Below are 19,768 nucleotides of genomic sequence, written 5' to 3' on the forward strand. Positions count from 1 at the left end.
TTAAAGTAACTTCGGCAGCGGGTCCGTTACCCGGAACGATTTTCTATGATGCGGACTAATACCATATTCTAGGATAGCGTTCCGGTGCTTAATGGTTGGGTAACCCTTGTTGGATAACCAATCGTAATGCGGGAATTTACAGGCTAGCTGTTGCATGTATTCATCCCGATAGGTCTTTGCCAAAATGGATGCGGCCGCAATGGATAAATATTTGCCATCCCCTTTTACAATGCATTGATGAGGGGTGTTCTGATAAGCCTTAAACCGGTTACCATCTACGATGATATATGCCGCTTTTGTTTTAAGTTGATCTAAGGCTCGATGCATCGCTAAATAGGAGGCATTTAAAATATTGATGCGGTCGATTTCTTCTGCAGAGACGCTGGCTACGGCGAAATCTAATGCTTCATTTTCGATCACAGGACGTAAAGCCATTCTTTTCTTTTCGGAAAGCTGTTTAGAGTCGTTGAGCAGTGTGTTGCAGTAATCGGGTGGAAAAATAACCGCTGCAGCAAAAACAGGTCCGGCTAAGCACCCTCTTCCCGCCTCATCACAGCCTGCCTCTATCAAATCTTGTTGAAAAGTGGATAATAACATCCTGCTAAAATACAAACATTTCGGGACGGTATGTAACATGTATGTGATATTCGATAAAAATGCATTTCTTCTTTTTTACTTTCCGCTGATGTCTGAGTCTATAAAAATGCATTCACATAGCAAGCATAACTAACAATGAAAAGAATTTTTCTTGGTTTATTATTGGTTTGGGCTTTAAGCCCTTCTTTTGCACAGAAAAAGCAAAAGGTAGTGATTCCGTTTTTATCGGATATAACAATCGATGCCGATTTAGGAGAATGGGATGTTATGCACAACGTGGCCCAAGAAAGCAATTGGTTTTATCAGTTGGCGCAGGATGCCGATCACCTGTACATCGCGGTTCGGGTGGATGACCCCTTGGTGCAACATATGGCTGCTAGAAACGGTGTGTTGTTGACTATACAGTCTAATCAAAGAAACCGAGATGATATTCAATTTCTATTTCCTTATCCCGATAATGAGGTGAAGCGTGCGATGAGGAGCGAGGAGCATGCCGCTGACCTGGATGTTAAAACGGCATTCATTAGCCGATCGAGGGGGTACTTGGTGTACGGATTCCCGACGGTGCCTAACGGTCTATTGGCCTTAGAAAATGGATACGGTATACAGGCGATAGCCCGTATGGACAGTGAAAAATTATTTTATGAAGCGGTCGTGCCCAAATCGTTATTGGATTATATAGCGCCGGTAGCGACACTGAAGCTAGGCGTATATGATGGGTTCACGCCTTTAATTTCCACGAAGAAAGTGGTCTCGGGCGGGTCGCGCGGTAGGTATGGATCCGATCGTGGGCGTCAGGCTTCGCGATCCAAAGATAAACGAACACTAACGGTACTTTTAGAAACAACATTAGATTAGTATACATAAAAAAATGAGAGCTTTTTCGACAATAATTTGTGGTCTGGCGGTCTGGTTATCCGCGCTCCATGCTGTGGCACAAACAGGTAAAACGGTGCAGGGGATGTTACGGGACGATGAATCCCGGGTAGTGGCCGGAGCTTCTGTGCAGTTGGAGGGGAATAAAGATACGTTAGGAACGAGTGCTTCGCCGGCGGGGATATTTATATTTAACAACGTCAAATCGGAAACCTTTACCATCAAAGTAAGCAGCTTAGGCTTTGAGCCTTTTGCGCGGGAATTCAGTTTTTCACCGGGGCAGGATAAAATGACGATCCCGTCGTTTCAATTGCAAGGAATAGCGAATATGTTGGAGGAAGTCGTTATTGATGGGGTGATCACCGTACAAGTAAAAGGTGATACGGTTGAATATTCCACCAAGGATCTGAAACTCCGGGAAGGTGCGCTAGCAGAAGATGCTTTGAAAAGACTACAAGGGGTAGAAGTCGATAAGGACGGGAATGTAACTGCTCAAGGCGAACAGGTCACCCGTGTTCGTATTAATGGAAAAGATTTTTTTGGGGGTGATGTGAAAACGGCTACGCAAAATCTCCCCGCCAACATCATCGAGAAAATGCAAGTGATCGATGATTATGGAGACATGGCGAACCTCACGGGAAATCGAACCGGAGATTCGGAGAAAGTTTTAAATATTCAAATAGACCCCGAATATAATAAAGGACAAACGGCTACGCTGCGCGTCGGCTACGGAACGGAAGAGCGATTTCAAACCACGGGTATGTGGATGGGGTTGACGGATAAGACACAAGTTTCTGTATTGGGAAACTTAAATAATATGAATGCCAGTTTATTTGATTTTAACACCATGGGGGGCGGCGCGCGTCGGCGCAGTGGCGGTGGTGGTGGTCGTGGCGGCGGCATGGGTGGTGGCGGCGATGGGATCACCCAGGTGGGATCCATTGGTTTGAATGTCCGGCATGATTTCAGTGATCGATTCAAAGTATATGGTTCGTATTCCTTTGGCCGTGATGACAACAGTACGCAAACGCAATCATTCACCGAATACATTGGACAGAATATGGGCGTGGATAGCGATCAAGATAACAATAGGATCCGTACGAATCATCGTATGGAAGCTAATGTGGAGTGGAACATCTCCGAAAGAGATTACTTGAAATTAACGCCGCAGTTGGGATTCAATAAGAACAATGCGGATAATCTGGATAATTCCATGTTTTATTTAAATAATGTGCTAGATTATACGCAAGCGCAGACCCAATTGAACGGTAGTAATGCGCCACGTTACGGCATAAGCGGATTGTATAATAGACGCTTGAACGATAAGGGTAGGAACTTTTTCGTCAATTTTAATTACGACAATGCCGTTTCGGAAAACGATTATAACCAGATTTTGGATCGATTGATTTATGATCCGAATAATCAGGATCAAACGATTGGTGAAATCTATGAACAGACGATACGGGAAGCACAGAACAAAAGCTGGAATGCGGGAACATCGGTTTCTTATACGGAACCTCTTGGCGAAAATAGCCGGGTGGAGTTGACCTACGATTTCAATGTGAATAAATATGATAACTTTGATCGACAAAGTGGATTCGATCGAAATGGCAACCCGATTGATAATACCTTAGACAATGCGGCGGTATTGAACTATGCGTATGATTACGATTATGCCTTTAATTCGCATCGCGTGGGGGCAAATTATTCTTATGACAAGGATAAAATTAAGTATAGTATAGGCGCGGCAGTTCAACCTACGGTGTTGAGTGGGAATGCCTACAGTTCGTCAGAATCTGCGGTTATCGATCGGAAAAATTTTAATATCATTCCGATCGCTCGGTTTGAATATAGATTTTCAAGGCAATCGAATATTACCTTCAATTATTCGGCACGTGCTTCGGAGCCGGGTGTGTCGCAAATACTACCCTTTGAAGTCAGTACAAACCGTACGAGTACGACGATCGGGAATCCTAATCTAGATCCGGAATTCCAACACAGTGGCCGTATCCGTTTCCGCAGTGGTGATTTCCAAAAAGGGAAAACGTTCTTTGCGACGGTCAGTGCTAATTTAACGACGGACAAAATCGTGTCTTTTAATAAGCGGTATCCCGTTGAGGGAGATGGTATTTATCAGGAGGTCCGGTATTTAAATGAATCCGAGCCTGTTTACTCAGTGAATTCATTTTACCACCTAGGGCGATCCCTAAAAGACAAGACCTATAACATTATGTATATGGGTAGTGTCAACTATAATAAGAATGTGGCGTACATTGCGGAGGATCCGGAAGCGATAGCCGGGGATAAAAACATCACGAATAACACGGTCTTGATGCAAGGTTTGTTTTTTCGCTATACCCCGTCGGAAAAGTTAGAAATTAGCCCCGGTGCACGGTATTCCTATAACATCACGAAATCATCGCTGCCTCAGTATTCGCAAGGGAATGTTTCATCTTTTTCGCCAACGTTGATCGGTTCGGTAAATATCACACCGACAACCATTTTTGGAGCTGATGTGTCCAAGACGTTTAATAAAGGGTACCGCGCGACCGAAAACCCGTTCATCATTAATACGTATATTGAGCAACGCATGTTGAAAGGACAACGGGGTACGATACGTTTACAGGCGTTTGATTTATTAGATCAGCAGATTAATATCAATAGAACGGTGGGCGATATATTGACGGACTCGCGTACGAATCGCTTAGGACGGTATTTTATGTTGACGTTTACCTTTAGATTTCAGAAGTTTTCGGGAATGAACCCTTTCCAAGAAGATAGCGGGCCGGGGGGCATGCGTCGGCCACGGATGTAAATGTCCTTTTTTATTGCTACTTTTGAGGTTTGACTTTGATACATATGGAATATGAAATTATCCGCTTGGATAACGGTATCCGGGCGGTATTTCACCGTCAGATTTCTCCCATTACGCATACCTGTTTGGTCGTAAATGCTGGCTCTCGCGATGAAGAAGCGGGTAAATATGGTGTAGCTCACTTTATTGAGCATTTATTGTTTAAACAAACGGAAAGACGATCTACCCAACAGATCCTCCATCACTTGGAGGCTGTCGGGGGTGATTTAAATGCGTATACTACGAAAGAATACACCTGTATACACGCATCTATCCTACAGCCACACCTCCATCGGGCACTCGATTTATTTGAAGATATTATCTTCCATTCTACGTTCCCGACGGATGAGATGGAGAAAGAAAAAGGCGTGATCATCGACGAAATGGCCTCGTATAGGGATAATCCGGAAGAATCTATTATGGATGATTATGAAGACCTGATTTTTAAACGTTCTGGATTAGGCCATAATATTCTGGGTTTGGAGCAGGATCTGTTGAGTTTTACACAAGCGGACGTTCACCAATTTATCCAGAAGAATTACCGGACGGATGAGATCGTTATCGGCATAACAGGAGATTACGAGCTGAAAGCCGTGGAGCGGATGTTAAAACGCTATTTCGAACCTATTCTGGAAAATAAGCCGGCCCGTACTCGTCAGGAGTCTTTTGTAATCGAATCCGAACACATTGAACTGAAGAAGCCTATCAATCAAGTACATTTTATGTTGGGTGCACCGGCGTACAGTATTCATGACGATAGAAAAGCCGGGCTTCTCCTGCTTAATAACATGTTGGGTGGCTATGGAATGACCTCCATTCTGAATTTGGCAGTACGGGAAAAGTATGGGATTGCCTATACCATTGAATCTAACTATACGCTTTTTACCGATACGGGTTTATTCACGATTTATCTTGGAACGGATGACGAAAAAATAAAACGTGCCAAAAAGATCGTGTTTCGGGAGCTGGATAAATTGAAAACAAAGGGTGTCTCCGAAAATCAGCTGCGAAAGGCAAAAAATAAGTTCAAGGGACAAATTGCGTTAGCGGAAGAAAATAGGATGAGTATGATTATTGCGGAAGCAAAAAACTTGATGGACTACGACCGCGTCATTACGTTGAACGAAGTGTTTGAAAAGCTAGATGCCGTATCTGTACAGGACCTATTGCACATTGCACAGGATGTGTTTGATGAGCAGAAATTGATCTCATTGGCCTTTGTGCCCGAAATGTAAAGCAAGACCCCGTATTTAAAAAATTGTTTACTTTGTAATATGAAAACAGCATATATTTTTCCCGGTCAGGGTGCTCAGTTCGTCGGAATGGGGCAAGACTTATACAATTTAAATGAAGAGGCTAAGGCTCTTTTTGAACAGGCAAATGACATTTTAGGGTTCCGTATCACCGATATCATGTTTTCGGGGACGGACGAGGATTTGAAACAGACGAAAGTAACGCAGCCAGCGATTTTCTTGCATTCGGTGATTTTGGCGAAAGCTTTAGGAGATAGCTTTCAACCGACAATGGTAGCTGGCCATTCGCTTGGCGAGTTCTCGGCATTGGTAGCTGCGGGAGCTCTATCTTTTGAGGACGGGCTACGATTGGTCGCGAAGCGCGCGAATGCGATGCAGCGCGCTTGTGAAGCACAGCCCTCAACCATGGCGGCCATTTTGGGATTGGATGATGAGACCGTAGAGAAAATATGTGCGCAGGTAGAAGATGTCGTGGTGGCCGCAAATTACAATTGCCCGGGCCAATTGGTAATATCGGGAACAATCGAAGGCGTGGATAAAGCGTGTGTTCTATTGACTGAAGCGGGGGCTAAGCGGGCCTTGAAATTAAACGTCGGGGGCGCATTCCACTCGCCGCTGATGGAACCTGCGAAGGTAGAATTGCAGGCTGCTATCGAAGAAACCGTGATCAACGCACCGGTTTGTCCGATCGTGCAAAATGTGGATGCGAAGCCGTACACGGATCCGACGCAGATTAAAGCAAATTTAATCGCACAGTTAACCGGGGCTGTTCGCTGGACACAAACGGTACAACAAATGTTAGCGGATGGGATAGAAGCTTTCGTAGAAGTCGGTCCGGGAAATGTGCTGCAAGGATTAGTGAAAAAGGTAGATCGTTCCGTGCAAACTTCTGCGGCATCGATCAATGAATAGGTAAACTGCTAGAATAAAATAAAAAAGCCACAATAAGTGGCTTTTTGTTTGAAATAATGACGCTTTAGAGCGACGATTGCATATTAATACTTTCCCCGGATTTCTTGACGAATCCGATTGGTATAGAGTCTTTTAAGATTTTGGAGGGTGTCGTCATCTAGGTCTGGTTGTTTTGCGGCTGCAATATTGGACTGTACCTGCTCCACTTTGCTTGCTCCGGGAATGACGGTCGTGATTGCGGGATGTTGCAATATCCACTTAATACTTTGTTGTGCCAAGTTCCCTTTAGGAAGGATGCTTTTGATTTCCTCCAATAATTCGATGCCCTTTTCAAATGCAATACCACTGAAAGTTTCACCTACATTAAAAGCATCTCCGTTGGCGTTATAATGGCGGTGATCCTTATCGTTAAAAATTGTCGAACGATTGAATTTCCCACTAAGGAGACCGCTCGCTAAGGGTACCCGGGCGATAAGCGCTGTACCTTGCGTGCTGGCTTTGTCAAAAAATTCATCTGCTAGATGCTGACGGAACAGATTGAATATAATCTGTAAAGAAGCGACGTCCCGATGCTCGAGACAGATAAGCGCTTCTTCAACCGTCTCGACACTCACGCCGAAATGCTGGATAAGACCTTCTTCTTGTATACGGCGGAGGTGGTCAAAAACCTCTCCTTTACGAAGAACTGCAGTCGGAATACAGTGTAGCTGCTCCAGATATAGTTGGTCCAGTCCAAGATGTGTCAACGAATCCTCTACATGCCGTCGTATAGCGTCATAAGTGAAGTTTTGAGGCCATCCGTTTGGCGCATCGTCCCGCCTGCCCAATTTCGTTGCGACATAAACCTTCTTGTCGGTCTGTTTTAGGAATTTTCCAATCAGGCGTTCGCTGGTTCCCATGCCATAAACGTCGGCTGTATCGATAAAATTCCCACCTGCTTCTACATAAGTGTTCAGGATGTCCAATGCATTGGCTTCGTCTATTTTTCCCCAATCGGCGCTCCCTAACTGCCAAGTTCCCAATCCTATTGCCGCAATCTGGTCACCTTTAAAAATTCTATAATTCATTTCTTTTTCTATATTAAATGTCAATTCTATTTTCCTGCAATGTTGTTCAGAGCTATCATAGAATAATGTAATGTCTTTTAGTCACGTTCGAATATAGCCGGTTTTCTAGGATATTCCGTAAATACAATATATAACTATCGTACATAAATGAAAAATAAATCTAAGGTATCCCGCGAAGAATTTGAGCTCTTTGTCAAGAAATAGGTGCTTTTAATTAAGGGAAATTTGTACGAGCTCCGCTTGTTTCGTAGCACGGATTGACTATCTTTAGCGTTCTAAAGTTATCGAAGCATACCAATGATAAGCAGAATAACACTTTTTTATGTTTCGCTGTGCCTGTGCTTTTATTGTTATGGACAGGAGACGGTTAACTTTAAACACCTGACTGTAGACGAAGGCCTGGTGAGCAATCATATTAACACCATCCTAAAAGATGAAGCTGGTTTTTTATGGTTTGGCACCAATACAGGACTAAGCCGTTACGATGGATATCGTTTTAAATCCTACTCCAATAAACCGAACGATGTGTCTTCCTTGATCAATAACGCGATTATTGATTTGTTTATGGGCTTTGATCAAAAACTTTGGGTAAGAACGAATAAGGGGAACTGTATATATGAACATACCAGCGATTCTTTTAGCTGGAACGTCGATAGTATACTGGTTGGTAAAGGGTTTGTAGCTGGCGATGTTCGTAAGATAATCATGGCGGAAAGGACTTCTTATGTGCTGTATGAAAACGGCGATTTGTATTGTTCACGAGATAGCGGAATAAAGCAGGAAGCTACACGTTGTGAAGTTGATTTGTCGGGTAAGATTACGGATATTCGTTTAGACGCCGTTCGCCACGTATTGTTGTTAGTATCGGATCACGGCGAAGTGGTGTCTCTGGATAGCCAAAATTTGCAGCCTCAACAATATATCACATTTATATTTGAGCGTTTGGTAGAAAATCCTAACTTTCAGCTATTTATAGACGATTTTTCTGGTGTTTGGGTGTGCGCTAAAAATTTTCCTTTCGGCGCGCTGTATTATAAAACGTTAAGTTCAAAAGCTGCGGTTTTCAGACAGTTAGGAGGAACCTATCCCACCAATAATAATACGATCAGCAGTATACAACAGTTGGGTCATACCGTTTGGCTTGCGACGGATCATGGAGGCATCAACGTATTCGACCTCCACACCGAAAAAGTTGAATATCTCGTCCATGATCGAGCAAATATGTCGTCACTTCCCTACAATAGTACAACAGCGATGTACAAGGATAATGACGGTATCATGTGGGTAGGGACATACAAGGGAGGGGTTAGTTACTATCATCCCGATTTAAATTATTTCAGTTTGTATCAAAATCAGGCAGGTTATCCGGAGAGTTTACCCTTCAATGATATCAATTGTTTTGTCGAAGATAAAAAGGGTATAATCTGGATCGGAACAAATGGTGGCGGATTGTTGCGGTTTGATCCGAAAGATCACACTTTCCGATCCTATAAGCATGATAATCAGGATAATCATTCGCTGGGAAGTAACGTAGTTGTTAGTTTACACATAGATGAGGAGGAAAACCTATGGGTGGGCACCTACCACGGGGGGCTTAATAAATTTAAAGACGGAAAGTTTATACGCTTTTTGCATGCTTCGGAGAGTTCGACAACGATAAATGATAATTGCGTGTGGAGTGTTTTTCAGGATTCCAAAGCACGTTTTTGGGTAGGATTGTTGTCGGGAGGTATTGATTTATTGGATAAAACTACGGGACGTTTCCAACGTTTCAAATCCGTCTTCTCCACTGATTTTAGCTCGTCATGTAATGCTAAGTTTATCGAAGACCGACGCGGAAATATCTGGATGGGAACGTCTAATGGCTTGGCTAAATTATCGCCGGAGGGTGTCGTAATCGTGTATGATGAAGGATCGGAAAATAGAACATTGACTAATAATGTTGTTTCGGATTTACTAGAAGATCGCATGGGTAATATTTGGGTAGCGACGCAGACGGGAATTAATATTATATCTGAAACCAAGATCACTTATCTGTCTACTGCTCAAGGATTGATTGACAATGTTATCGTCGGATTGGCTATGGACGATTTCGGTGATATATGGGCGACAGCTCCAACAGGAATATCCCGCATTCAGTATATTCGGGAATCGGATAATTATACCATACAAGGTTATGACCGATCTGATGGCCTGCAATCCTCCAATTTCAACGAACGGGCCATCTTGAAGCTGAAGGACGGTAGATTACTTTTTGGTGGTTCTGAGGGCTTTAATATATATACGCCTCAGCCTATCCGCCGTACAAATTGGCATCCGCCTTCTATCGTTGATTTTCACATATTGGGAGGGGGAATGTCATCAAGCAACGTACAGAAGCTTGTTAAGGATTGGCTGTATGCAGTAGACGGTAAGCAGGCTATTCGCGTACCTCATCAGCTACATACTTTCACGCTTTTATTGGCAGATCTCGACTTTATTGGACGGGACGAATCAAAAATACAGTATATGCTCAAGGGATTGGGCAATGACTGGCTTGATATCGAGAACATGGAAATTACACTCGCCAATCTTGGAGCAGGTAATTACACCTTGTTGATCCGAGGATTGGATCATAATGGCGCTTACGCTTCACCTGCGTCGTTGGTAGAAATAACGATGCTGGCACCTTGGTGGCGTACCAATTGGGCTTATTTTATATACATACTGATGGTGGTGGGCATACTGCTGTTTTTTAGGAAAATGGAGAAAATGAGAGCGCGGACGCGATTCAATTTGATGCAGGCGGAGGAAAAAGCGAGGCATGCAAAAGAAATGGAAGCATTGCGGACTCGTTTTTTTACCAATGTGAGTCATGAATTCAGAACGCCAATCAGTCTGATTATCTCGCCGGTACAAAAGTTGAAGGTTACGGAAAAAAATGCCGGAAAAGCAAAATACTTAGATATCATCGAACGCAATGCATCATCGCTATTAAACTTGGTTAACCAGCTATTGGACTTCAATAGTATAGAGAATAACGAACATACAGTGAAGAAAACATACGGTGATGTCGCCGCGTTTATCCGACGTATAGGGGAGCAATTTGAAAGTATCGCGCAACATAAGCATATTCAGTATGTGGTGAATGTGCCTCTTACACCTTTGGAAGCTTACGTGGACTTTGACAAGCTGGAACGTGTGGTATTAAACCTTTTATCGAATGCCTTTAAGTTTACCGATGCAGGTGGACATATTTATCTGAACTGTTGCGTAGAATCGCAAACGGAGGAAATACGATTGGAGGTCGCCGACACGGGCGTCGGTGTGCCAAAAGCGGTGCAGAATCGTGTGTTTGAACGCTATTTCCAAGTTCAAGATAGAAGGGATATAAGTGAAAAGGGAAGTGGCCTGGGTTTGGCAATCGTAAAAGAATTTGTGCATTTGATGGCTGGTCGCATATTGTTTACGAGTGAGGAAGGGGAGGGAACAACTGTGAAGGTTTGGCTACCTCGATTGGTCTTGCCGGATACTATAGGGCCGGTGCGCAAAGAAATAGGGGAAAGCAATGAAGCCAGGATGCGGAAAGACCTTGACAGTGGTATGAAAAGCGGCCATCTGTTAAAAGCGATGGTGGTAGAAGATCACGCTGATTTCGCGTTTTATTTACAAGACAATCTCGGCGATTATTTTCAAGTTGATGTTTACAATACAGTGGAAGAAGCATGGAAGTCCATGTATCCCTACAGTCCGGATATTATTGTATCAGATCTTCACTTGCCCGGAAAATCGGGAATAGATTTTTGTAAGGAGATACGCTCGAATGGACGAACGAGACATATCCCGTTTGTCTTGATTACCGCCGTCGGTACGGAGGAGAAAGAGATTGAGGCATTACAGCATGGTGCAACAGACTTTATCAGTAAGCCGTTTAACTTCGATGTTTTTCTATCTAAAATAAAGGGATTTGTCGACCAACAAGAAGTAATGGAGAAGCACTACAAACGGCAGGTTGATGTAAAAGTGGCCAAAGCGGAGGTCGTTGATGAGGATGAGCGCTTCGTGTTGAAGATGACGCAAATTATAGAAGCACATTTGCAATGTGAGCGTTTCTCGGTAGAAGTACTGGCCTCGCAGATGAATATGACCCGCGTAGGGCTTTATAAGAAAATATTGTCGATGACCGGATTCACACCCACTGAGTTCATCCGTAACATTCGATTAAATAAAGCGCTGGATTTGCTCAAAAATACGCAGATGACCGTCAGTGAAATTTCTTACGAAGTAGGTTTCGGAACACCAAAACAATTTAGCAAATACTTTAAAAATTTTTACGGTGAAGTTCCTTCTGCCTATCGGAAGTGATCAGAAGGATGTATAAGGAAGGTTTTGTTAACATTTTAACCCATAAAAGTTAACAAAATGACCCTCCGGTGCAGCAAAATACCACCTATGTTTGCTGTGGAAGTAATAATTATAAACTGGAAATGCCGCATAGGCTTTCTCTAAATTTCGTAAACCTTTAATGATAATGTGTAAACTTCACCTTACTATTTTATGTAGTCTCTTGTTCACCGTTATACAGGCAATTGGACAACCTGCAGATCGAGCGACTTACCAAAAGACAGATCATGGCGTAAAGATTAGCTTCGCGGGATTACCAACCTCTGTGGATCAGGATATTTATCTGGATGCGATCCGTGACGATATTGTCCGTGTAACGGCATTACCGATCAATGTTCCTTTTCCTACACGTGAAAGCTTTATTGTCGTGGACTCCCTGCATCGTCTGATCCATTCGCTATCTGTTGAAACAGAGAAGGATACGCTGTATCTGCGTACGGCGAACCTAGTGGTGGCGACTTGCTTACGTACTGGACAGATTGTTTTTAAGGACAAAAATGGACAGACTATACTGGGAGAACGAAAAAGAGGAAGCAACAGTTTCCGGCCTGCTTCATACAATGGAGATTCTTTTTATGCACTGGAACAGGGGTTTGAAATCGAGAAAAATGAAGGATTATATGGTTTAGGACAACACCAAAATGCCGTAATGAACTACAATCATGGTAGACGTGTTACTTTGCTCCAATATAATACGGAGATCGGTGTGCCGTTTTTAATCTCCACCAAGAATTACGGACTCTTATGGCACAATTATGCTATTACGACTGCCGGAGATATACGTCCGTTACATCCATTAAATGCTTTTAGACTCACTTCCAAAGAAGGAGTGGATGGTTGGTTGACCGCTACTTACGCACATCGGGACCATCCGGATAGCGTATGGTTGAGCAGACCGGAATCTATTATAGATTATTCGTATCTGACTGATCAGCATAAACTACCGAAAGATATCACGTTGGCCAACGCAAAAGTGCTGTATGAAGGACAAATAACCTCTCCTTATACGGGCTTGCACCGGCTGCATTTTAAGTATTCGGGCTATATGAAAGTGTGGATAGATGGAGAGCTGCAGGAAGATAGATGGCGAGAGTCATGGAATGCGGGAACTTTCGAGATCGCTAAGGAAATGAAATCGGGTGAGCCGTATGACATCCGTATGGAATGGCTTCCGGATGGTGGCGAATCGTACTTTACGCTAAATTGGCAAAGCCCCTTACCAGAGGAATTGACGCATACTTTTTCTTTTGCTTCGGAGGCGGGCGATGCAATAGACTATTATTTTATCCATGGCAAAGATATGGATGAGGTCATATCGGGTTATCGTGCGCTGTCGGGCAAAGCACCGATTATGCCTTTATGGAGTTTCGGTTTTTGGCAAAGCCGGGAGCGTTATAAAACACAGCAAGAGATCGAGGAGGTGGCTCAAGAATTTCGGAAGCGTCGTATTCCGATCGATAATATCGTGCAAGATTGGTCGTATTGGGCGGAGCACGACTGGGGTAGCCATGATTTTGACAAGACCCGTTTTCCGGATCCCGATGGGATGATCAAAGGCTTACACGATAAAAACTTTCGGGTTATGATTTCGGTGTGGCCAAAAATAAATGAAGAATCGTCTGTTTATCAGCCATTCCGGGATCAAGGTTGGTTATATCTTCGTAATATTTACGATGGCCGAAAAGATTGGATCGGTAAAGGGTATACCTCTACATTTTATGATCCTTTTCAACAGGATGCTCGGCAAGGCTTTTGGGATCTTATGAATGACAAGCTGTACAAAAAAGGGATTGACGCCTGGTGGATGGATGCCAGCGAGCCGGATGTGCATTCGAATATCAATTTAGAGGAACGAAAAGCAGTGTTCCAGCCCGCCATGGGTTCGTCGGTGCGTTATTATAATGCTTTTCCCCTGATGAATGCAAAGGGGATATATGAGGGGCAGCGCCAAACAGATCCTAAAAATAGGGTGTTTATATTGACTCGTTCGTATTTTGCCGGGCAGCAGCGTTATAGTGCGGCGGCGTGGAGCGGTGATATTGCATCTCGCTGGCATGATATGCGCGATCAGATCAGCGCAGGTATCAATTTTTCGATGTCGGGCACGCCGTATTGGACGATGGACGCCGGTGGTTTTTTGGTGGAGAAGCGCTTTCATAAACCGGAGCCAAAGGATTTGGAGGAATGGCGGGAAATGAATACAAGGTGGTATCAATATGGGGCTTTTCTTCCGATGTTTCGTGCACATGGTCAGTTTCCGTTTCGAGAACCGTTTCATATTGCGGAGGAAGGTCATCCAGCCTACGAAAGCATGCTATACTATATTCGCTTGCGCTACAGGATGTTGTCCTATAATTATAGCTTAGCGGCGAAAACTTACTTTGACGATTATACGATGATCCGTGGACTTGCCATGGATTTTCCAGAAGATGAAAAGACTTATGCTATTAACGACCAATACCTGTGGGGTTCCGCCTTGCTCGTCAATCCGGTTACGCAAGCAGGCGTTACGCAACGTGCTGTTTATCTACCGGAAAATGCGGATTGGTATGATTTATATCAGGGTAAGTTTTATGCAGGTGGACAGACTATCGAAGCTGATGCTCCTTATGGACGTATGCCGGTATTTGTGCGTTCGGGTTCTATCCTTCCGATAGGGCGGGACTTGCAATATACGAACGAGCGGCCGCAAGATGAATTAACGTTATATGTTTACGATGGTGCGGATGCGTTTTTCGAATTGTATGAGGACGAGGGAGACAACTACAATTATGAAAACGGAAACTATAGCACCATCGCGATACGATACGACCATGTAGACGGGAGGTTATCAATAGGGAAAACGGTAGGCGCGTTTGACGGTATGCCGAAGAAAAGAATTTTTCACGTTGTGCTGGTCTCTAAACAAAATGCGAAAGGCATTGATGCTAGCCTTGGAAAAAAGAAGACCGTAAGCTATAACGGAAAAGAAACTTCTATAAAATTAAAGTAATAAGTATTTACCAATATCATAAACTTAAAAAACAATGAGAAGAAAACGACAGTTGTATCACAGATCGGTTATGCTGCTCGTAGCGCTTTTTATAAGCGGTTACGCTTGGGCTCAATCGATACGAGGAAAAGTGGTCTCGACCGTTACGGGCGAGGCCATATCGGGTGCCAGCGTGCATGTTATCGGTCAGCAACGCTCCACGCAGACGGATGGCGAGGGTAATTTTGCACTTCCAACGGCTGTTCCCACGCGTTTAGCGGTATCGTACGTAGGATACAAAACAGCGAACGTAGACGTTACAGGCTATGATAACCTACGTATTGAATTAAGCCAAGAGCATGCGGATCTGGAGGAAGTAGTGGTGATTGGTTATGGTGCGCAAAAAAAGAAATTAACCACGGGGGCTAATTTACGGGTAGAAGGCGCTGATCTAGAAAAACGTAATCAGATCAGTCCATTGCAGGCCTTGCAGGGACAGGCTCCTGGAGTCTCCATATCGTCGACGTCTGGACAGCCGGGAGCCGACATGAAGGTGGTCGTAAGGGGGCTGGGAACCATCGGGAACTCTGGGCCATTGTATGTGATCGATGGGATACCAGGTGGAGATATCACCATCCTAAATCCCGCTGATATCGTATCCATCGATGTGCTTAAAGATGCTGCATCAGCGGCTATATACGGTTCTCAGGCTGCCAATGGGGTGGTGCTGGTGACGACGAAGATGGGAACCGCGGGACGGAGTCAGCTGGCTATCGATGCTTTTTCGGGTGTACAGAACGTGGGACGCATTACCCCCATGTTGAACGCCCAACAGTATAAAATTATCATGAACGAGCAGGCGCTCAATGCAGGAGCTTCTTTGATCGACTTTGATAGCATGGAAGGGCTGGCCGATACCGACTGGTTACGCCAAATGTTTTCGGATAATGCCCAGATGCAGAACTATAATTTGGGACTGACAGGGGGATCGGAAAACTCAGTTTATGCGATGTCACTTAATTATATCAACCAAGAGGGAATTGGTGGTGGAAAGAATGTTTCTAATTATGAACGTTATGGCTTTCGGATTAATTCAGAGCATAAGTTTTTGGATAAGATCGTCACCATTGGACAACACCTGAACTTTAATTACATCAAAAATAATGGTATTAATGTAGGTAATCAGTATAATAACACCTTGCGTGGAGCGTATATAACCTCGCCGTTATCGCCTGTTTATTCGAGTAATAATCGGTTCGGCAGTCCATACAATGATACTTCAAATTCCCCTTGGTTTACGGGTGACGGGAATCCTTACGGATCGATGATGATCAATTCTAATAACGCAAACGACGCACAACGGGTATTGGCCGATGTGTATGCCGAGATCGAGCCGATCGCTGGTTTAAAGATCAGATCTGTAGGCGGGTTCAACTACCATGCTTCGGAATATCGTAGTTTTACGCCGCTATATCAGCTGTCTGCTTATGCTTATAACACAGATCATACGACGGTAAACCAAAGTATGGGTAAAGGACATACGCTTACTTGGACAAATACCGCAACCTATGATTTTACAGTAGCAGATGATCATCGTTTTACAGCCATGGCGGGAATGGAGTCGTTGCGGTACCAAGGTACTTCGTTATCAGGGTCAAACTGGAATCTGTTGTCCCAATTTAATGATTTTGCACATGCTTACTTAGATAATACAACGGGGCAAGCACACCTTGATGACGACGGTAATATTGTCGAAACTCGTTTTGTAAACGGTGGTCCAAACAATCAATACAGACGGGTTTCTTATTTTGGCCGGGTGGCATATGATTTTCAGGAAAAATATCTATTGAATGCTACATTACGGGCTGATGGGTCTTCGAAATTTTCCCAAGGTAATCGTTGGGGCTATTTTCCGTCGGTTTCGGCAGGATGGATTATTTCGTCCGAGGATTTTATGAAGGAAGCAAGTGGCATCAATTTTCTGAAATTGAGGGCTTCGTGGGGACAGGTAGGTAATCAGGATATTGCTGATTTTCAGTTTGCTTCACCGATAAATACGTCTACCGGTTGGACATCGGATAATCCTGCTGCGCATTATGTGTTCGGTACGGGAAATTTTAATGTGCCGGGTGCTTATCCGAGCCGGCTTTCGAATCCGTTATTAACGTGGGAAACTTCGGAACAGACTAACGTAGGGATCGATGCGCGTTTTTTAGCGAATCGACTAGACGTGGTTGCTGATTTTTATGTTAAGAATACGAAAGACTGGTTGGTGCGACCGCCTATCTTGGCGACAGCGGGTGCCGGTGCCCCCTTTATTAATGGCGGAAGTGTGAAAAACACGGGGGTAGAATTAGGTTTATCATGGAAAGATCAGGTGGGAGAGGTGGCTTACCGGGCGGGTGTCAACGGTGCTTATAATAAAAATAAAGTTGGTTTGATCCCGACGGAAGATGGTATTATCCATGGTCAGATCAATATGTTATATGACAATTCTGAAGAGTTTTACCGGGCACAAAACGGTCATGCGATTGGTTATTTTTGGGGTTACCAGACAGCGGGCTTATTTCAGAGTGACGCAGATATCGCCGCCTGGCGGGATCAAGGGAATGGGATATTGCAACCGGGTGTAAGGCCGGGCGATGTGAAATATGTGGATCAGAACAAAGATGGTGTGATCAACGCTGTGGATAAAATCGACCTCGGTGTGGGTATGCCTGATTTTACCTTTGGTTTTAACGTAGGGGCTAATTATAAAAATTTTGATCTCTCCGTAGATGCGTATGGCGTAGCCGGAAATAAAATCGTGCAATCGTACCGTAACCATACCAATAAGCAGGCTAATTATACGACCCGGGTGTTGAGTAGGTGGACGGGAGAGGGAACTTCCGATAGAATACCACGCGTGACGGAAACAAATATCAATTGGCAATTCTCGGACTTATACTTGCAGGATGGTGATTTTTTACGGATAGCCAATATTACTTTGGGTTATGATTTCTCGAAATTGGTGACCTGGAAATATGCAAGTCAGATTCGGTTGTATGTGCAGGGGCAAAACCTGTTGACATTTACGAAATATGACGGCATGGACCCGGAGATCGGTTACGGTACCGATGGATGGGTATCGGGCATTGACTTGGGGTATTATCCTAGACCTAAAGTTGTTCTTTTTGGAGCGAATATTAAATTCTAACCTATTTAATTATTGAAGATGAAAACGTCAAAAATACTATATACATCGATCTTATCGACGGGTTTGTTTCTTAGCGGATGCTCCGCTAGTTTTCTGGATGTCGAACCGATGACCGATGTACTGGAAAACAATTTCTATAAGACCATTGATGATGCAGAGATGGCATTGATTGGTTGCTACGATGGCTACCAACGGACCTCCTCGAATGGCAATCTCTCTTTTACAGTGGCGTCGGAGATCCTGTCCGACAATTGTTTCGGCGGAACCGGACATACCGATGGAAGGGGCTATCAGGTGCTTGATAGATTTGATAAGGCACAGTCGCCTTCGGATAACAACCTATTCGACGGTACCTGGACGGACTACTACGCGGGTATTTTTAGGTGCAATACGCTATTGACTAAAATGGAAGAGACGGACTTTGGTGATCAGCAGAATACGCAACTTCGGATAGAGGGAGAGACCCGGTTTTTGCGAGCTATCATGTATTTCGATCTGGTTAGGTTATTTGGCCGTGTTCCTTTGTTGACAAGTCCAACTAGCGAGAATGTACCACAGGTGGAAGCTAAAGAAACTTATCAACTGATTGTGGAAGACCTTAAGTTTGCAGCGGATAATATTCCTGCGGACGCTTATCCGAAATCAAACGCCGCCAACAACGATGGACGGGTGACAGCGCATGCTGCCAAAGCGTTGCTTGCCCGTGTGTACTTATTTTACACCGGTTATTACGGCGTAGATGATTTGGCTGTTACGAAAGCTGAAGTCTTGGCAGGTTTAGAGGAGGTGATTTCCAGCAATGAATTTGCGTTGGTTGAGGAGTTCAAAAACCTATGGCCCGCTTCCAGTTATATCCCTGTTTCTAACGACAATACGCTAGATCGCTCGCAATACGCCGGAAAGGGAAATATAGAGGTTGTCTTCGCTAAAAAATTCAATAACACCCAAAATTACAATGGAAACATCGATGGAAACAGGTGGCTGGTAATGCTTGGATTGCGGAATACAAATTTTTCGCCCTACGGACAGGGCTGGGGAGCGTGTACGGTCAACCCGAGACTGGTGAATGCTTTTTCCGACAATGACGCGCGTAAGGTGGCATCGATCATCGATATTGAAGGAGAAGGTATTGCCGGATTTGATATTAACGACCAGCGAGAATACACGGGTTACGCAAACAAAAAATATACGCCTACTTCGTTACCTGATGGTTCGTCGAATACAGGGGGAGACAATGATTTTCAGATTTCCCAAGACCAAGACTACTTTGTGATCCGCTATGCCGATGTCTTGCTGATGGCAGCGGAATTAGGCTCATCGCAGGCGCAGAATTACTTCAACCTGGTCAGACAACGTGCTTATGGTAGTAATTTCGTGGCTTTGCCGGTAAACCAAACCAATATATTGCAGGAAAGAAGGTTGGAGTTTGCTTTTGAGGGGATTCGCTATTGGGATCTATTGCGTCAGGGCGTGGAGAGTGCCGCAGCAACGATCGCACAGACACAAAATGTGTTGAGTGGTTCGGCTCCGGACCAAGTGGTCATCAACGCACAGCAGATTATCAGTACAAAAGGATTGATGCAGATACCGAACAATCAGATTACCTTATCAAATGGTGTTTTGACACAAAATGATGGTTGGAACTAAACTTATAAATGA

10 protein-coding genes are annotated in these 19,768 nt (G+C 44.1%); 8 read left to right on the forward strand and 2 right to left on the reverse strand.

Annotation, left to right across the window (positions count from 1 at the left end; all coding sequences use genetic code 11):
• The gene (locus LKO28_RS13380) at positions 1-597 is read right to left on the reverse strand and encodes a ribonuclease HII (RefSeq protein WP_227695462.1); all 597 of its coding nucleotides are present in this window, start codon (positions 595-597) and stop codon (positions 1-3) included.
• Between the two features lie 135 nt (positions 598-732).
• On the opposite strand from LKO28_RS13380, the gene LKO28_RS13385 reads away from it, so the two are divergent.
• The 4 genes from LKO28_RS13385 to fabD are packed head-to-tail and all read left to right on the forward strand — an operon-like array spanning position 733 to position 6,492.
• The gene (locus tag LKO28_RS13385) at positions 733-1,455 is read left to right on the forward strand and encodes a hypothetical protein (protein ID WP_227695464.1); all 723 of its coding nucleotides are present in this window, start codon (positions 733-735) and stop codon (positions 1,453-1,455) included.
• A 13-nt stretch (positions 1,456-1,468) separates the two neighbouring features.
• The gene (locus LKO28_RS13390) at positions 1,469-4,288 is read left to right on the forward strand and encodes an outer membrane beta-barrel protein (protein WP_227695466.1); all 2,820 of its coding nucleotides are present in this window, start codon (positions 1,469-1,471) and stop codon (positions 4,286-4,288) included.
• Positions 4,289-4,332: 44 nt separating this feature from the next.
• Complete coding sequence (locus tag LKO28_RS13395) at positions 4,333-5,562, forward strand: M16 family metallopeptidase (protein ID WP_227695467.1); 1,230 nt, start codon at positions 4,333-4,335, stop codon at positions 5,560-5,562.
• A 39-nt stretch (positions 5,563-5,601) separates the two neighbouring features.
• Positions 5,602-6,492: an ACP S-malonyltransferase gene (fabD, locus tag LKO28_RS13400; protein WP_227695468.1), complete on the forward strand. Its 891-nt coding sequence runs from the start codon at positions 5,602-5,604 to the stop codon at positions 6,490-6,492.
• A gap of 83 nt (positions 6,493-6,575) precedes the next feature.
• Here fabD and LKO28_RS13405 read toward each other — a convergent pair whose 3' ends face one another.
• Positions 6,576-7,559 (reverse strand): aldo/keto reductase, encoded by a 984-nt coding sequence (locus LKO28_RS13405; RefSeq protein WP_227695469.1) that lies wholly within the window; start codon positions 7,557-7,559, stop codon positions 6,576-6,578.
• Positions 7,560-7,856: 297 nt separating this feature from the next.
• On the opposite strand from LKO28_RS13405, the gene LKO28_RS13410 reads away from it, so the two are divergent.
• The 4 genes from LKO28_RS13410 to LKO28_RS13425 all read left to right on the forward strand — a co-directional run bounded on the left by LKO28_RS13410 (position 7,857) and on the right by LKO28_RS13425 (position 19,756).
• On the forward strand, positions 7,857-11,903 hold the full coding sequence (locus LKO28_RS13410; RefSeq protein ID WP_227695470.1) for a hybrid sensor histidine kinase/response regulator transcription factor: 4,047 nt from the start codon (positions 7,857-7,859) through the stop codon (positions 11,901-11,903).
• 166 nt (positions 11,904-12,069) lie between these two features.
• The gene (locus tag LKO28_RS13415) at positions 12,070-14,934 is read left to right on the forward strand and encodes a TIM-barrel domain-containing protein (RefSeq protein ID WP_227695471.1); all 2,865 of its coding nucleotides are present in this window, start codon (positions 12,070-12,072) and stop codon (positions 14,932-14,934) included.
• A 34-nt stretch (positions 14,935-14,968) separates the two neighbouring features.
• Positions 14,969-18,109: a SusC/RagA family TonB-linked outer membrane protein gene (locus LKO28_RS13420; RefSeq protein ID WP_227695472.1), complete on the forward strand. Its 3,141-nt coding sequence runs from the start codon at positions 14,969-14,971 to the stop codon at positions 18,107-18,109.
• Between the two features lie 18 nt (positions 18,110-18,127).
• Positions 18,128-19,756, forward strand: a complete 1,629-nt coding sequence (locus LKO28_RS13425) for a RagB/SusD family nutrient uptake outer membrane protein (RefSeq protein ID WP_227695474.1) — start codon at positions 18,128-18,130, stop codon at positions 19,754-19,756.
• The last annotated feature ends 12 nt before the right edge of the window (positions 19,757-19,768 follow it).

The organism is Sphingobacterium sp. FBM7-1, assembly GCF_020687765.1.
Lineage (GTDB): Bacteria > Bacteroidota > Bacteroidia > Sphingobacteriales > Sphingobacteriaceae > Sphingobacterium.

What these genes read in the sequence shown, in the direction of transcription:
- LKO28_RS13380 (WP_227695462.1), bottom strand. Translation starts at nt 597, where the DNA reads ATGTTATTATCCACTTTTCAACAAGATTTGATAGAGGCAGGCTGTGAT.
- LKO28_RS13390 (WP_227695466.1), top strand. Translation starts at nt 1,469, where the DNA reads ATGAGAGCTTTTTCGACAATAATTTGTGGTCTGGCGGTCTGGTTATCC.
- LKO28_RS13425 (WP_227695474.1), top strand. Translation starts at nt 18,128, where the DNA reads ATGAAAACGTCAAAAATACTATATACATCGATCTTATCGACGGGTTTG.
- fabD (WP_227695468.1), top strand. Translation starts at nt 5,602, where the DNA reads ATGAAAACAGCATATATTTTTCCCGGTCAGGGTGCTCAGTTCGTCGGA.
- LKO28_RS13420 (WP_227695472.1), top strand. Translation starts at nt 14,969, where the DNA reads ATGAGAAGAAAACGACAGTTGTATCACAGATCGGTTATGCTGCTCGTA.
- LKO28_RS13415 (WP_227695471.1), top strand. Translation starts at nt 12,070, where the DNA reads ATGTGTAAACTTCACCTTACTATTTTATGTAGTCTCTTGTTCACCGTT.
- LKO28_RS13405 (WP_227695469.1), bottom strand. Translation starts at nt 7,559, where the DNA reads ATGAATTATAGAATTTTTAAAGGTGACCAGATTGCGGCAATAGGATTG.
- LKO28_RS13385 (WP_227695464.1), top strand. Translation starts at nt 733, where the DNA reads ATGAAAAGAATTTTTCTTGGTTTATTATTGGTTTGGGCTTTAAGCCCT.
- LKO28_RS13395 (WP_227695467.1), top strand. Translation starts at nt 4,333, where the DNA reads ATGGAATATGAAATTATCCGCTTGGATAACGGTATCCGGGCGGTATTT.
- LKO28_RS13410 (WP_227695470.1), top strand. Translation starts at nt 7,857, where the DNA reads ATGATAAGCAGAATAACACTTTTTTATGTTTCGCTGTGCCTGTGCTTT.